This window comes from Neorhizobium sp. T7_12, assembly GCF_002968535.1.
GTDB classification, from domain to species: Bacteria; Pseudomonadota; Alphaproteobacteria; order Rhizobiales; family Rhizobiaceae; genus Neorhizobium; species Neorhizobium tomejilense.
The window spans coordinates 1-13,469 of sequence record NZ_PVBK01000031.1 but is presented as its reverse complement, the minus strand read 5'-3'; the positions used below and the strand labels follow the sequence as shown (position 1 = coordinate 13,469).

Annotated in this window: 16 protein-coding genes and 1 tRNA gene; 5 read left to right on the top strand and 12 right to left on the bottom strand. The window is 61.7% G+C overall.

From position 1 onward, the window contains the following. Nucleotides 1–46: 46 nt before the first annotated feature. The 3 genes from lysA to argH form a co-directional block, all read right to left on the bottom strand. Nucleotides 47–1,315 (bottom strand): diaminopimelate decarboxylase, encoded by a 1,269-nt coding sequence (gene lysA / locus C5J26_RS31175; protein WP_105405301.1) that lies wholly within the window; start codon nt 1,313–1,315, stop codon nt 47–49. 17 nt (nt 1,316–1,332) lie between these two features. Further along, nucleotides 1,333–1,539 (bottom strand): lipoprotein, encoded by a 207-nt coding sequence (locus C5J26_RS31170; RefSeq protein ID WP_038590638.1) that lies wholly within the window; start codon nt 1,537–1,539, stop codon nt 1,333–1,335. A gap of 104 nt (nt 1,540–1,643) precedes the next feature. Then, nucleotides 1,644–3,047, bottom strand: coding sequence for an argininosuccinate lyase (gene argH, locus C5J26_RS31165; protein WP_105405300.1), 1,404 nt, complete (start codon nt 3,045–3,047; stop codon nt 1,644–1,646). Nucleotides 3,048–3,070: 23 nt separating this feature from the next. Between argH and C5J26_RS31160 the strand changes: the two genes are divergently transcribed. After that, nucleotides 3,071–3,739 (top strand): TlpA disulfide reductase family protein, encoded by a 669-nt coding sequence (locus C5J26_RS31160; protein WP_105405299.1) that lies wholly within the window; start codon nt 3,071–3,073, stop codon nt 3,737–3,739. Between the two features lie 332 nt (nt 3,740–4,071). On the opposite strand, the gene C5J26_RS31155 is transcribed toward C5J26_RS31160, so the two are convergent. The 7 genes from C5J26_RS31155 to C5J26_RS31125 all read right to left on the bottom strand — a co-directional run bounded on the left by C5J26_RS31155 (nt 4,072) and on the right by C5J26_RS31125 (nt 9,347). Further along, nucleotides 4,072–4,953: a 3-hydroxybutyryl-CoA dehydrogenase gene (locus tag C5J26_RS31155; RefSeq protein ID WP_105405298.1), complete on the bottom strand. Its 882-nt coding sequence runs from the start codon at nt 4,951–4,953 to the stop codon at nt 4,072–4,074. A 145-nt stretch (nt 4,954–5,098) separates the two neighbouring features. Next, nucleotides 5,099–6,028 (bottom strand): electron transfer flavoprotein subunit alpha/FixB family protein, encoded by a 930-nt coding sequence (locus C5J26_RS31150; RefSeq protein WP_105405297.1) that lies wholly within the window; start codon nt 6,026–6,028, stop codon nt 5,099–5,101. A 19-nt stretch (nt 6,029–6,047) separates the two neighbouring features. Beyond that, nucleotides 6,048–6,794: an electron transfer flavoprotein subunit beta/FixA family protein gene (locus tag C5J26_RS31145; RefSeq protein WP_105405296.1), complete on the bottom strand. Its 747-nt coding sequence runs from the start codon at nt 6,792–6,794 to the stop codon at nt 6,048–6,050. A gap of 139 nt (nt 6,795–6,933) precedes the next feature. Beyond that, nucleotides 6,934–7,680: a rhomboid family intramembrane serine protease gene (locus C5J26_RS31140; RefSeq protein ID WP_046637228.1), complete on the bottom strand. Its 747-nt coding sequence runs from the start codon at nt 7,678–7,680 to the stop codon at nt 6,934–6,936. A 24-nt stretch (nt 7,681–7,704) separates the two neighbouring features. Further along, nucleotides 7,705–8,277 (bottom strand): cob(I)yrinic acid a,c-diamide adenosyltransferase, encoded by a 573-nt coding sequence (locus C5J26_RS31135; protein ID WP_105405295.1) that lies wholly within the window; start codon nt 8,275–8,277, stop codon nt 7,705–7,707. Between the two features lie 15 nt (nt 8,278–8,292). Further along, a complete protein-coding gene (locus C5J26_RS31130) occupies nt 8,293–8,496 on the bottom strand; it encodes a twin transmembrane helix small protein (RefSeq protein WP_037081726.1) in 204 nt (67 codons plus the stop codon). 17 nt (nt 8,497–8,513) lie between these two features. Further along, nucleotides 8,514–9,347: an SDR family oxidoreductase gene (locus tag C5J26_RS31125; protein WP_105405294.1), complete on the bottom strand. Its 834-nt coding sequence runs from the start codon at nt 9,345–9,347 to the stop codon at nt 8,514–8,516. 70 nt (nt 9,348–9,417) lie between these two features. Here C5J26_RS31125 and C5J26_RS31120 point away from each other — a divergent pair, with 70 nt between their 5' ends. Next, on the top strand, nt 9,418–10,392 hold the full coding sequence (locus tag C5J26_RS31120) for a YihY/virulence factor BrkB family protein (protein ID WP_105405293.1): 975 nt from the start codon (nt 9,418–9,420) through the stop codon (nt 10,390–10,392). Here C5J26_RS31120 and gluQRS read toward each other — a convergent pair. Continuing rightward, entirely contained in the window at nt 10,321–11,217 is an 897-nt protein-coding gene (gene gluQRS, locus C5J26_RS31115) for a tRNA glutamyl-Q(34) synthetase GluQRS (RefSeq protein WP_105405292.1), read from the bottom strand. The two genes, C5J26_RS31120 and gluQRS, sit on opposite strands and share 72 nt — an antisense overlap. A gap of 48 nt (nt 11,218–11,265) precedes the next feature. Here gluQRS and C5J26_RS31110 point away from each other — a divergent pair, with 48 nt between their 5' ends. Together C5J26_RS31110 and C5J26_RS31105 are read left to right on the top strand one after the other, a co-directional pair. Beyond that, complete coding sequence (locus C5J26_RS31110) at nt 11,266–11,907, top strand: DNA-3-methyladenine glycosylase (protein ID WP_105405291.1); 642 nt, start codon at nt 11,266–11,268, stop codon at nt 11,905–11,907. Between the two features lie 101 nt (nt 11,908–12,008). Next, the gene (locus C5J26_RS31105; RefSeq protein WP_007767848.1) at nt 12,009–12,566 is read left to right on the top strand and encodes an HNH endonuclease; all 558 of its coding nucleotides are present in this window, start codon (nt 12,009–12,011) and stop codon (nt 12,564–12,566) included. 42 nt (nt 12,567–12,608) lie between these two features. Here C5J26_RS31105 and C5J26_RS31100 read toward each other — a convergent pair whose 3' ends face one another. Next, nucleotides 12,609–13,124 (bottom strand): disulfide bond formation protein B, encoded by a 516-nt coding sequence (locus C5J26_RS31100; protein ID WP_105405327.1) that lies wholly within the window; start codon nt 13,122–13,124, stop codon nt 12,609–12,611. A gap of 258 nt (nt 13,125–13,382) precedes the next feature. Here C5J26_RS31100 and C5J26_RS31095 point away from each other — a divergent pair. Further along, nucleotides 13,383–13,459, top strand: a tRNA-Arg gene (locus C5J26_RS31095). Nucleotides 13,460–13,469 lie beyond the last annotated feature (10 nt).

Here is a 13,469-nt window from a genome sequence, read left to right as displayed (position 1 = left end):
CATATTTTCCGGGCTTTCCCGTAAAAGTGAACGGGGCGTTAAATGTTCAGTCAAGCCACGCCGGCACGGAATCGAGGCCGATGAGCTCTTCGTAGCTCCCGCGCGCGCGGACCACATGGAACTCCGATCCCTTCACCAGAACCTCCGGTACCAGCAGGCGGCTGTTGTAGGTGCTTGCCTGCACGGCGCCGTAAGCACCGGCGGACGAGACTGCGATCAAGTCGCCGGGCTTGGGTTCGGCCATCTCGCGGTCGAGCGCCAGATAGTCGCCGGTTTCGCAGACCGGGCCGACGACGTCGCCCTTGATGCGCGGCGCATCGGCGGCCGGCACGACGACCGGACGGATCTCGTGATAGGCGTCGTAGAGCGTAGGACGGATCAGGTCGTTCATCGCGCCGTCGACGACCACGAAGGACTTTTCGCCGCCGTCCTTCACGTAGATGACCTCGGTCACCAGAATGCCGGCATTGCCGACGATCAACCGGCCAGGCTCGGTAACGATCTTGCAGTTCAGCGATCGCAGCTGGCGCTTCACCGTTTCCGCATAAGCATCGGGCAGCGGCGGGGGATTGTTGTCCTGGCGGTAGGGAATGCCGAGACCGCCGCCGATATCGACGTGATCGATGCGGTGGCCGTCGGTGCGCAGCGTCTCGACCAGTTCGCGCAGCAGCCGGAAGGCATGCTCGAATGGCTGCAATTCGGTGATCTGGCTGCCGATATGCATGTCGATGCCCTTGACGTCGATGCCATCGAGCGTTGCGGCATGAGCGTAAACGGCGCGGGCACGCTCATAGGCGATGCCGAACTTGTTTTCCTTCTTGCCTGTCGAGATCTTGGCATGTGTGCCCGCATCGACATCCGGGTTGATGCGGAAGGAGACATGCGCTTTTCTGCCGGCTTTCCGGGCGCGCAGGTTGAGGACTTCCAGTTCCGGCTCGGACTCGACGTTGAAACAGTAGATGCCGGCCGATAGCGCCAGGTCCATTTCCTGCACCGTCTTGCCGACGCCCGAGAACATGATGCGGTTTGCCGGAATGCCGGCCGCCAGCGCGCGACGTAGCTCTCCGCCGGAGACGACGTCGACGCCGGCTCCGAGCCGGCCGAGCGTCTTCAGCACCGCCTGGTTGGAATTCGCCTTCATCGCGTAGCAGACCATTGCGTCCACATCGGAGAACGCCTTGGCGAAAACCTTGTAGTGACGTTCCAGGGTGGCTGTCGAATAGACGTAAAAGGGGGTCCCGACCGCCTTGGCGATTTCCGGGATCGACACGTTCTCGGCGTGCAGCACGCCGTCGATGTAATGAAAATGATTCACGGTAAAACTCGGAAAAATTACAGGAGCGGGTCGAGCAGGAAAGGCCGGTTGGCAACCGGCTCGGCTTTCTGTTCGCCCGGTTTGCCGCTCTTGCGGATGTTCTGCTGCTCCACCGGCGTGCTCGGGCGGTCGAGGCTGCCCTTGCGGCCGCAGCCGACGACAACGATGCCGGCGAGGCTCAGCACAAAGGCGATGCGGGCGATTTTTACCAGGGACTTCGACATTCTATTCCTTCTCCGGCACGGCTGCGGAACTTTCATAGCGAAGTTCCGCGCCCTTGTGCAGTCACTATCCGGCATCACTTCTCAAGCGTTCGTTCAGGCCGATATCAATTCCGGGCGCGCCACCAGGCGATCTGCTTCCTCACTTCCGCCGGCGCGGTGCCGCCGAAGCTGGTGCGGCTGGCGACCGAGGCGTCGACGGACAGGACGTTGAAGACCTTGTCGGTAATCGCCGGATTGATCGACTGCAGTTCTTCCAGCGACAGTTCGGAAAGATCGCAGCCCTTGCTTTCGGCCAGCGCCACGGCGCGACCGGTCACATGATGGGCGTCGCGGAAGGGAAGGCCGACTTCACGCACCAGCCAGTCGGCGAGGTCGGTCGCTGTCGAATAACCGGCACCGGCGGCGGCGCGCATCTTGTCGGCACGGATCGTCACGTCGCGCATCATGCCGGTCATGGCGGCGATCGCCAGTTCCAGGTTCTCGGCGCAATCGAAGACCTGTTCCTTGTCCTCCTGCATGTCCTTGGAATAGGCGAGCGGCAAGCCCTTCATGACGGTCAGGAGCGCCACCAGCGAACCGTTGATGCGGCCCGTCTTGGCGCGCACCAGTTCGGCGGCATCCGGGTTCTTCTTCTGCGGCATGATCGACGAGCCGGTCGAAAACGCATCCGACAGGCGCACGAAACCGAATTGCGGCGTCGACCAGATGACGATCTCTTCGGCAAGCCGCGACAGGTGCACGGCGCAAATCGCCGCGACCGACAGGAATTCCAGCGCGAAATCGCGGTCGGAAACGGTATCGATCGAGTTGCGGGTCGGTTCGCGGAAGCCAAGCGCCTTGGCCGTCATGTGGCGGTCGATCGGGTAGGGCGTGCCGGCCAGCGCTGCGGCGCCGATCGGGCTTTCGTCGAGATGGTCGATCGCGTGGCGGACGCGGGCGCGGTCACGGCCGAACATTTCCACATAGGCCATGCAGTGATGGCCGAAGGTGACCGGCTGGGCGGTCTGGAGATGGGTGAAACCGGGCATGACCGTATCGGCATGTTCCTCGGCGCGGTCGAGGAAGGCGGCGATCAGGCCGGTCAGCATCGCTTCCGTCTTGGCGAGCTCCTCCTTCACCCAAAGGCGGAAATCGAGCGCCACCTGGTCGTTGCGCGAGCGGGCCGTGTGCAGGCGCCCGGCAGCGGGGCCGATCAGCACTGCCAGCCGCGCCTCGATGTTCATGTGGATGTCTTCGAGCCGCCTGGAAAATTCGAACTTGCCGGTTTCGATCTCTGACATGATCGTGTTCAGGCCAGACACGATCAGGTCTTTATCTTCGCCCGAAATAATGCCCTTTTCCGCCAGCATCGTCGCATGCGCTATTGAGCCGCGGATATCCTGGGCGAACAGCTTCTTGTCGAAACCGATCGAGGCATTTATCTCCTCCATGATCGCATCCGGCCCTGAAGCGAAGCGTCCGCCCCACATCTGGTTGGAGGATACTGCGTCCTTCGTGCCGTCAGCCATGATGCCTAGTCCTGGAGTAATTGATGACGACCAAAAGACCTTTCGGCCTTCCGTCCGCCAGATTGATCGTGATTGCCGCCGTTGCGGGAATACTTGCCGGTGCCGTGGCGGTATACGTGAGTAGTATGGGGTCTGGCAATGGCGAGAGCGGGCTTCTCGCCCAATCCTCCGGCGCCTGCGAAGGTGCCGTCCAGACAGTGAAGTCGGTCTCGCAATTCTCCAAGGGCCAGGTCGCCGCCATGGTTGCCGCCCGGCCGCCGAGGCCGCTCGATCTCGCCTTCAAGGGGCCCGACGGAAAGGACCTCAAGGCCGCCGATTTCGCCGGCAAGACGGTTCTCCTCAATCTCTGGGCCACATGGTGCGGCCCGTGCCGGGAAGAGATGCCGGCGTTGAACGCGCTGCAGAAGGGCATGGGCGGTCCGGACTTCGAGGTCGTGGCGGTGAATATCGATACCGGCAGCGACGAGAAGCCCAAGGCCTTTCTCGCCGAATACGGCATCGATACGCTCGGTTATTACCGCGACAGCTCGATGGGCGTCTTCAATTCGCTGAAGAAGGAAGGCCTCGCCTTCGGCCTGCCGGTGACCTTGATCATGGATAAGAAGGGCTGCCTGATTTCGGCAATGAATGGCCCGGCAGCCTGGGACAGCCCGGATGCGAAGGCGCTGATCACGGCGGCGAAGGGGCCTTAGCCCGCAATTTCCAATTGAAGTAATGCACACTGCTACTTTATGCTGCGTTTGGTTGTGATGGCCAAAGCAGACGCGCCCCTGTCAGGCGCATCGGAGGAGATGGGCTCCTCCGACCCGGCGAAGGCCTCGCCATCCAATTGGAGAGTGAACTATGTGGCTCATGCCATTTAGCATCACGTTTATCTTACGGAAAACCCGCACGAGCTGGCAGGCAAGCGTGCGGGTCACATTCCAAAAATAAACCAGAGAGGCGGGCGAAAGCTCGCCTCTCACTCCGTCAATATAGTTTGAAATGCCTTTTTTGACAAGGCAAGGCGCAAAATAGCGTCCGCTTACCGCGTCGGCACCGGCACTTCGCCGCGATAGTCATAGAACCCGCGGCCGGCTTTGCGGCCGAGCCAGCCGGCTTCGACATATTTTACCAGAAGCGGGCAGGGGCGGTATTTGCTGTCCGCCAAGCCGTCGTGCAGGACCTGCATGATCGACAGGCAGGTGTCGAGGCCGATGAAATCGGCGAGCTGCAGCGGACCCATCGGATGATTGGCGCCAAGCTTCATGGCGGTGTCGATCGCCTCGACCGAGCCGACGCCTTCATAAAGCGTGTAGATCGCTTCGTTGATCATCGGCAGCAGGATGCGGTTGACGATGAAGGCCGGAAAATCCTCAGCGACGGTCGCTGTCTTTTCGAGCGCGGTGACATAGTCCTTGGCGGCCCGGAAGGTCGGCTCGTCGGTGGCGATGCCGCGGACCAGCTCGACAAGTTTCATGACCGGAACCGGGTTCATGAAATGTATACCCATGAAGCGCTCCGGACGGTCGGTGGCGGACGCGAGGCGGGTAATCGAGAGCGACGAGGTGTTGGTGGCGAGCAGGGCGTCGGGTTTAAGGACTGGACAGACCTGCGCATAAATCTTGCGCTTGACGCTCTCGTCTTCCGTCGCCGCCTCGATCACCAGGTCCATCGGCGCGAGGTCGTTGAGGTCCGAAGAACCGGCAATCAGCGAAAGAGCTGCCTTGCGCTCGTCGTCGCCGAGCTTGCCGTTGGAGACCTGGCGGGCGAGATTGCCGTTGATGGTTGCGAGCGCTGCTTCGATCCGGTCCTTGGACACGTCGTACATCTGCACCTTGTAACCGGCGAGAGCCGAAACATGTGCAATGCCGCAGCCCATCTGGCCTGCTCCGATGACGCCGATGCTTTTTATGACCAAACCCATGGTTTCGCTCCCTGGGCGTTTACGCTATCTCTAGCGTACGCCGATTTTATGAAAATGCCGGACTGCATGTATGCAGCCCGGCAGATTGTTATTCCGCTACATGTCGTTTTGCCAGCATTTTTCGCGCTTGCGAAATGAACCGGGCTCAAAGCGCCTTTTCAAGCTTAGGCAGGATTTCGAAGAGATCGCCGACGATGCCGTAGTCTGCGACCTGGAAGATCGGAGCTTCCTCGTCCTTGTTGATGGCGACGATGACCTTCGAGTCCTTCATGCCGGCGAGATGCTGGATGGCGCCCGAAATGCCGACCGCAATATAGAGCGCCGGCGCGACAACCTTGCCGGTCTGGCCGACCTGCCAATCGTTCGGGGCGTAACCGGCGTCGACCGCGGCACGGCTTGCGCCAACGGCAGCGCCGAGCTTGTCGGCCACCGGCAGGATGACTTCCTGGAATTTTTCAGACGAACCAAGTGCCCGGCCGCCGGAAATGATGATCTTCGCAGAGGTCAGTTCCGGGCGTTCGGACGACGAGAGGGCATCCGAGACGAAGCTCGACAGGCCCGGGTTCGCCGCCGCCGAGACCGACTCGATCAGGGCGGAGCCACCTTCGCCAGCCGCCTGGAAGGAGGCGGTGCGGACCGTGATCACCTTTTTGGCGTCCGTCGACTGGACCGTCTGGATGGCGTTGCCGGCGTAGATCGGACGTTTGAACGTATCCGCTGAAATCACCTCGATGATTTCCGAGATCTGCATGACATCGAGCAGCGCCGCGACGCGGGGCATGACGTTCTTGGCCGACGCCGTCGCGGCGGCGATGATCGTGTCGTAGGAACCGGCCAGCAAAACGATCAGAGCCGAAAGCGGCTCTGCGAGGTTGTTGGCGTAGTCGGCGCTATCAGCGAGCAGGACCTTGGAAACGCCGGCAAGCTTTGCAGCGGCATCGGCGGCGGCCTTGGCACCGGAACCCGCGACCAGCACGTGCACGTCGCCGCCGATCTTGGACGCGGCCGAGAGCGCCTTGGCGGTCTGGTCGTTGAGGCTCGAACCGTCGTGTTCTGCCAGAAGAAGAATGGCCATGATGATGTTCTCCCTTTCCTTACAGAACGCCGGCGGTCTTCAAGGCGCCAACCAGTTCCTCGACCGTCTTCACCTTGATGCCTGCCTTGCGGCCGCCCGGCTCCTCGGTCTTCAGGACCTTCAGGCGCGGCGCGGTGTCGACGCCGAAATCGCCAGGTGTCTTCTTGTCGAGCGGCTTCTTCTTGGCCTTCATGATGTTCGGCAGCGAGGCGTAACGCGGCTCGTTCAGGCGGAGGTCGGTGGTAACGACGGCCGGAAGCTTGACTTCGATCGTCTGCAGGCCGCCGTCGACTTCGCGGGTCACTTTTGCCGAACCGTCCGCGAGCTCGATCTTCGAGGCAAAGGTCGCCTGGGCAGAGCCGAGCAGGGCTGCCAGCATCTGGCCGGTCTGGTTCGAATCGTCATCGATCGCCTGCTTGCCGACGATGATCAGTCCCGGCTGTTCGGCATCGACGATACCCTTCAGGATCTTGGCCACGGCAAGCGGCTCGACCAGGTCGTCGGTCTCGACCAGGATCGCCCGGTCGGCGCCCATGGCAAGCGCTGTGCGCAGTGTTTCTTCGGCCTTGGCCGGGCCGATCGACACGACCACCACTTCTTCCGCCTTGCCGGCTTCCTTCAGCCGCAAAGCCTCCTCGACGGAGATTTCGTCGAAGGGGTTCATCGACATCTTCACATTCGCAAGCTCGACACCCGTGCCGTCCGGCTTCACCCGGATCTTCACGTTGTAATCGACCACTCGCTTGACTGGCACCAGGATCTTCATGGGGTCCTTCCTTGACTATCTCCAGCCGCAAATTGCGACATTTGCTGCTTCCTCATTTGTCAGTTGGCGACATGGATACGCATTTTTCGCGCGATTACAACGCGGATTTGCCGCCGGGCATTGCCGTTTTCTCATAGTTCTATTCGGTTGCCGCGGCGACCCGCGGAACGTCCGGCTTAAGCTCGACTGCCTTCGGGGTCACGATGTTGCGGTCGAACAGCGGCACGCCCTTGCGGCGCATGAACAGCACGAGGATGGCGCCCGCGATGATGCCGCCCACATGCGCGCCCCAGGAGACCATGCCGTCGAGATCGAGCGCCAGCATGGCGAACTGCTGGACGATCCAGAGCGCCAGCGGAATGAAGGCAGGCAGCGGCAGCGGAATTCGAAAGAGCACCAGCACCCAGACCCGCACGCGGGGATGCAATAGGAAATAGGCCGCAACCACGCCGGAGATCGCGCCGGATGCGCCGATCAGCGGGCCTTCCGAGCTTGACGCCACGAAACCATGGAGAGCGGCGCCCGCCGCTGCGCAGATGAGATAGAAGGCGAGGAACTTCACATGTCCCAGCGCGTCCTCGACATTGTCGCCGAACACCCAGAGGAACAGCATGTTCGAGGCGAGATGCCAGAAGTCGATATGCAGGAAGGCATAGGTGACGAAGGTCAGGTCGTCGGGCACGATCACCAGCGACGGATCGAGCGTCGCGTAGTTGAAGATTACCGCCGGAATGAAGCCGAGCCCGAGCGAGGCGTGTTCGGCCACTTCAGGTGCGGAAAAATTGGTGAACAGCCATATCAGCACGTTGATGGCGATGATGCTGATCGTGACATATTGCACGCGGATGTATTTGAGTTCGACGGCGTCGTGCAGCGGGATGAACATGCTGTGGCTCCTCCGCCGTTGCGGTTATCGGTTCTTGCCCGGGATCCAGAGTATATCGGCTTTGCCGCCGTCATTGGCAAAACGCGCCGCCACGAACAGAAAGTCGGAAAGCCGGTTGATATATTTCAGCGCCGGGGCGCCGACGGTCTCGCTTCGGGACAGCTCGACCATCAGCCGTTCGGCGCGGCGCGACACGGTGCGGGCGAGATGAAGATGAGCGGCGGCGGCAGTGCCGCCCGGCAGCACGAAGGAAGTCAACGGATCGAGATGGGCGTTGAGCGCGTCGATCTCCGTTTCCAGCCGCGTTGCCTGGGCTTCGACGATGCGGAGCGGCTCGTAGTCGAGCTTCTCGCCGGTATCCGGCGCGGCAAGATCGGCGCCGAGATCGAAAAGGTCGTTCTGGATGCGGGAGAGCATGGCATCGAGTTCGGCCATGCCGGATATGTGCAGGCGCGCCAGTCCGATCGTTGAATTTGTCTCGTCGACCGTGCCATAGGCTTCGACGCGCAGGTCGTGCTTGTCTCGGCGTGGACCCGAAACCAGCGCCGTGGTGCCGTTATCGCCGGTGCGCGTGTAGATCTTGTTGAGCTTTACCATCCGCCGTCATCAGAATCAGGTCGGGCGACCGCCGCCCGTAATCCAGAGAGTGAGCATGATGAGGACGATTGCAACCGCCTGCAAGAGAATACGCAATTGCATCAGCTTATTGGATTTGTTGGCGTCGGTGCCCTTCAGCATGTTGAACAGCCCGCGGATCAGGACGAGCGCGACGAGGCCCATGACGATCAGGGCAAGCACGGTTGTGAAAGTAGACATTGTCGGATTGCTGCCTTTCAATCCAGCCGGCGCATCAGGTTATAAAAGAGCGCGGCCGGGAGTATTCTTTTCAGGAAAGCGCCCTGCTTGGCGGGCTTCGTTACCAGATAATGTGGCTTCGGACGAGGTGCGGTCAAGGCATGCGTCAAGACGTCATAGACCGCCTCTGGCCCAAGTTTATGGCGGCTGGCCTGACCCCCTCCCTCGAGGCGCCTCAGCTGCCGCCGATACTGCTCCGCATGGACCGAACCTTCGAGGTCGACATGCTCGCGGATCTTGGCAAGAGCATTGGCCGTGAAGCGCGAGGTGATCGGGCCGGGCTCGATGAGGCTCACCCCGATGCCGCTGCCTTCGAGTTCCATGCGCATGGTGATCGTCAGGCCTTCAAGTGCGTATTTCGAGGCCGTGTAGGCGCCGCGGTAACGATAGGGCAATAGCCCCAATATCGACGAGCAGTTGACGATGCGGCCCTGGCCCCTTGCGCGCATGACCGGGATCACCCGCCGCGTCAGCTCGTGCCAACCGAAGAAATTGGTCTCGAACTGCTCGCGCAGTACGTCGGTCCCCAGGTCCTCCACTGCACCCGCCTGGCCGTAGGCGCCGTTGTTGAACACTGCATCGAGCCGTCCGCCGGTGCGATCCAGCACGGTTTCCACCAAGGCTGCGATCGTATCGGGCTTGGTATAATCCATCAGCAGGGTTTCGATGCCGTCTGCTTCGAGCGGGGTAAAATCTGCCTGCCTGCGTACCGTCGCGAACACCCGCCAGCCGTCCGCCTTCAGAGCCCGGGCGCAATGGGCGCCGATGCCGGAGGAACAGCCGGTAACGATGATCGTTCTATTTTCGGCCATTGAGTCAGGCTCCCTGTACAATCGAAAGAGTTCCTCCCATATTTCCCGCCACGTCACAACGGAGTTGCCCTTGCCCGAAGAAAACCGCCCCGTCCGGTGGTATCGCCTCGCCTTCAAGGTTCTTTGGGACGCCTACTGGCACTTCTCGGATGACGATGGCTGGGCGATGGCGAGCCATGTCGCGCTTTCCGGCCTGCTGGCGCTGTTTCCGTTTCTGATCTTCGGCACGGCGCTCGCCGGTTTCCTAGGAGCCGGCGGTTTTTCGGAAACCGCGGTGCATCTCCTCTTCGACACCTGGCCGGCGAATATCGCTGCACCGATCGCTTCGGAGATCCGCCAGGTGCTGGAAATCCCGCGCGGCGGGCTGCTGACGATCTCGGTCCTGGCGGCAGCGTATTTCGCCTCCAACGGGGTCGAGGCGCTCAGGATTTCCCTCAACCGCGCCTACCGCGTGACGGAAACCCGGCCCTGGTACGTGACCCGTCTCGCCAGCCTCGGTTATGTGATCGTCGCTGTCGTCATCTTCGCGGTGATCAGCATCCTGCTCGTCGCTGTGCCGGTCGCGCTCCGTTTTGCCGAAACCCGCTTTCCCTGGCTAATCGGCGACCTGACGCGGGCCGCGAATTGGGGCCTTTATGGCACAGCCCTCTTGCTGATGATCGGCCTGCTGCTTTCGCACAAATGGCTGCCGGCCGGACGGAGGCGGATCATCGACGTGCTGCCGGGCGTGACGCTGACCATCGTCATCTGGACTGCCTTCGGTCTCGGTTTCGCCTCCTACCTCTCGACTTTCGCCAACTATGCGGCGACCTATGCGGGGCTGGCGTCGATCATGATCGTGCTGGTCTTCCTCTACATGATCAGCGTGATCTTCATCCTCGGTGCCGAGTTCAACGCCGCCCTGATGAAATACCGGATCTATTCGGTCTTCTCCCGGTTCCGGCGGGAGCGCCGCAAGCGCGGCGAAGCGCTATCAAAAGCCAACCAGGCGACGGATGTCGGCAACGGAGAAACCCTGGCCGCGAAGCGCCGCGAGCCCGGTTGAGCCCTCGCTTTTCGAGAGCTTCCGACCATCCGCTCCCATGATCAGCCGGTGGTGGTGGTAGACCGGCTGGGGAAGGCCGAGCAGTTCCTGCAACAGCCTGTGCACCGCCGTCGCTTCGAAAAGGTCGAGCCCGCGCACCACATGGCTGATCCCTTGCGCGGCATCATCCACCGTCACCGACAGATGGTAGCTTGACGGTGCATCCGAGCGGGAGAGGATCACGTCGCCCCAGGCCGACGGATCGGCGATGATCTCGCCGCGTTCTCCGTCGCCGGTCTCGATCCAGCTCAGCGGTGCCTCGATCAGGCCAAGTGCCTTTCCCATGTCGAGACGAAAGGCATGCCGGGCACCCTCTGCGATCAGCCTTCGCCGCTCGGTCTGGCTGCGATGGCGGTCATCGTCGGGATAGAGCGGGGACCCGTCCGGATCGCACGGCCAGCTCTTCCCGTCCGCCTCGCAGGCCGCGACCCTGGCTTTCACCTCGCCGCGGGTCAGGAAGGCCGGATAGACGAGATCCATCTCGGTCAACCGATCAAGTGCCGCATGGTAGGCATCGAAATGTTCGGATTGCCGCCGCACCGGCTCTTCCCATCCAAGCCCCAGCCAGGCGAGATCGCGATAGATCGCTTGCTCGAACTCCGGCGTGCAGCGCGCAAGGTCGATATCCTCGATGCGCAGCAGGAAACGACCGCCATTCGCTCTCGCCATGTCGTGGTTGAGGAATGCCGACAGGGCGTGGCCGAGATGCAGAAACCCGTTCGGGCTTGGCGCGAAACGATAGACCGGTTTATCAGAAGGCGGAGCGGGCATGATTTCTTCTGCCATGCTTTTTGAAAAACGGCCATGGGGAGGCAACCGGTGGGGAGACAGGCGGTGGCGATCATCCGCGATCATTCCGACATCCAGGCAGGGCTCGAGGCGCTGGTGGCGCTCGATCCGCGGCTTGCCGATGTCGTCGAGGCTTCCGGCCCGGTGCCGCTCAGGCTGAACGAGCCTGGCTTTTCCGGCCTTGCGTCGATCGTCGTCTCGCAGATGGTGTCGAGGGCGAGTGCCGAGGCGATCTGGCGGAGGATAGCGGCCGCCGGCCCGGTGACCGCCGAAGGATATCGGGCGCTCGACCCCGCCGTTATCGCCACGTTCGGCCTCTCGCGGGCAAAGGCGGCGACGCTTCTTCATTTGTCCACAGCAATTTCGGAAGGGCATTTCGATCTCGCATCCGTCTGCGCGCTCGAAACGGGTGAAGCGATCCGCAAGATGACGGCACTTCCCGGCATCGGCCCATGGACTGCGGAAGTCTACCTGATGTTCTGCGGCGGACATGCCGATATTTTTCCCACGGGCGATGTGGCGCTGCAGGCCGCGGTCGGCCATGCGTTCGGCCTCGAAACACAGCCGTCGGCTAAAAATCTGGGGGTGATGGCTGAAACCTGGGCACCGTGGCGATCCGTCGCGGCCCGGCTTTTCTGGGCTTATTATGCGGCGAAAATGCGCCGCGACATCACACCTCTCGGCTGAAGCCGGGAACAAGTATCCCACTGCATTTATTGGGCTTCACATTCCTGTAACAACGGACCTAATATAGAAAGTACGGATGCCGAATCGGGTAGGAGCGTCATTTGACGATTGCAGTCTCCCCGCAGGCCCTGCCGGCGCTCGTCCTGAACGCCGACTACCGGCCGCTGAGTTATTATCCCTTGTCGCTTTGGTCCTGGCAGGACGCGATCAAGGCAGTTTTTCTTGACCGTGTGAACATCATCGCGGAATACGATCATTCGGTCTGCTCGCCGAGCTTCTCGATGAAGCTGCCGAGCGTCGTCAGCCTCAAGACCTATGTCCAGCCGACCCGCAACCCCGCGTTCACCCGGTTCAACGTCTTCCTGCGCGACCGGTTCGAGTGCCAGTATTGCGGGGAGCACGACGACCTGACCTTCGACCACGTCATTCCCCGCGCTCATGGCGGCGAGACCACCTGGGAAAATGTCGTCGCCGCCTGTTCGCCCTGCAATTTGAGGAAAGGCAGCAAGCTGCCCAAGCAGGCCGCCATGTTTCCGCACCAGAAGCCCTATCAGCCGACGGTGCAGGACTTGCACAATAACGGCCGGCTGTTCCCGCCGAACTATCTGCACGAAAGCTGGATGGACTATCTCTACTGGGATACGGAACTGCAGCCGTAAGACGGATGGGCGCAGCAGGGATCTGGAATTTGGAAGGCCGCTTCACGCGGCCTTTTTTGCGCCGAGGAATGCGATGGCGGCGAGGATCACGCTCGCAATCACGTTCCAGCCGGCAAACGAGAGGCCAGCCACGCGAAGGGCTGCCTCGGTGCAGGACGGGCCGTGGACCGTGTTCAGATCGGAAAGCAGGCTGCCGGCATTGGTGGTGACGCCAGCCCCGCCGCCGCAGCTTGCCGGACCCTCCCACAAAGCCCATTCGACGCCCGCGTGATAGACGCCCATGCCGGCGCCGACCAGCATCATCACGCCGATGACGACGAGCAGCGCCCGGGTGACCGAGGCGGGCAGGCCGATTGCCGAGACGACGATCGCCAGGATGCCGACCGGAATGCCGTAATAATAGGGATCGCGCTGCAGGAGGCAGAGTGCGCAGGGGATGTAGCCGCCGATATACTGAAATGCCAGCGCCCCGCCGACGGTCACCGCCATGCCGAGCGTCACGACGATGGCGTAGCCGATGCCGGCGCGGGAACGGGGTGTGGAAGCTGTCAGCGCCATGCGCTTCTCCTGAATGGTTTCGACCGGCCGGGACGCCATGGCCTCCCTTAGAGCAGATGTGCCGGCGCCGTAAGACAAATTATCTTGAACTCGGCGCCCGATCGGCGCCAGAGACGTTACTAGGTCTCTCCGCCATGCGGAAAATATGGGTGTCGCTTTCGGATGATTTGCGTTGACCGCAAATTGGCGATTGATGCGGGCAACATCCTGAGCTAAGAACCACCATCGGACGGAGGCGAGTCATCGCCTTACAGGTTAGCACCCGTAGCTCAGCTGGATAGAGTGTTGGATTCCGATTCCAAAGGTCACAGGTTCGAATCCTGTCGGGTGCGCCATAATCCTACG

What these genes read in the sequence shown, in the direction of transcription:
- C5J26_RS31135 (WP_105405295.1), bottom strand. Translation starts at nt 8,277, where the DNA reads ATGGTAAAGCTCAACAAGATCTACACGCGCACCGGCGATAACGGCACC.
- C5J26_RS31155 (WP_105405298.1), bottom strand. Translation starts at nt 4,953, where the DNA reads ATGGGTTTGGTCATAAAAAGCATCGGCGTCATCGGAGCAGGCCAGATG.
- argH (WP_105405300.1), bottom strand. Translation starts at nt 3,047, where the DNA reads ATGGCTGACGGCACGAAGGACGCAGTATCCTCCAACCAGATGTGGGGC.
- C5J26_RS31140 (WP_046637228.1), bottom strand. Translation starts at nt 7,680, where the DNA reads ATGTTCATCCCGCTGCACGACGCCGTCGAACTCAAATACATCCGCGTG.
- C5J26_RS31160 (WP_105405299.1), top strand. Translation starts at nt 3,071, where the DNA reads ATGACGACCAAAAGACCTTTCGGCCTTCCGTCCGCCAGATTGATCGTG.
- C5J26_RS31145 (WP_105405296.1), bottom strand. Translation starts at nt 6,794, where the DNA reads ATGAAGATCCTGGTGCCAGTCAAGCGAGTGGTCGATTACAACGTGAAG.
- C5J26_RS31125 (WP_105405294.1), bottom strand. Translation starts at nt 9,347, where the DNA reads ATGGCCGAAAATAGAACGATCATCGTTACCGGCTGTTCCTCCGGCATC.
- C5J26_RS31150 (WP_105405297.1), bottom strand. Translation starts at nt 6,028, where the DNA reads ATGGCCATTCTTCTTCTGGCAGAACACGACGGTTCGAGCCTCAACGAC.
- C5J26_RS31170 (WP_038590638.1), bottom strand. Translation starts at nt 1,539, where the DNA reads ATGTCGAAGTCCCTGGTAAAAATCGCCCGCATCGCCTTTGTGCTGAGC.
- C5J26_RS31130 (WP_037081726.1), bottom strand. Translation starts at nt 8,496, where the DNA reads ATGTCTACTTTCACAACCGTGCTTGCCCTGATCGTCATGGGCCTCGTC.
- gluQRS (WP_105405292.1), bottom strand. Translation starts at nt 11,217, where the DNA reads ATGGCAGAAGAAATCATGCCCGCTCCGCCTTCTGATAAACCGGTCTAT.
- C5J26_RS31100 (WP_105405327.1), bottom strand. Translation starts at nt 13,124, where the DNA reads ATGGCGCTGACAGCTTCCACACCCCGTTCCCGCGCCGGCATCGGCTAC.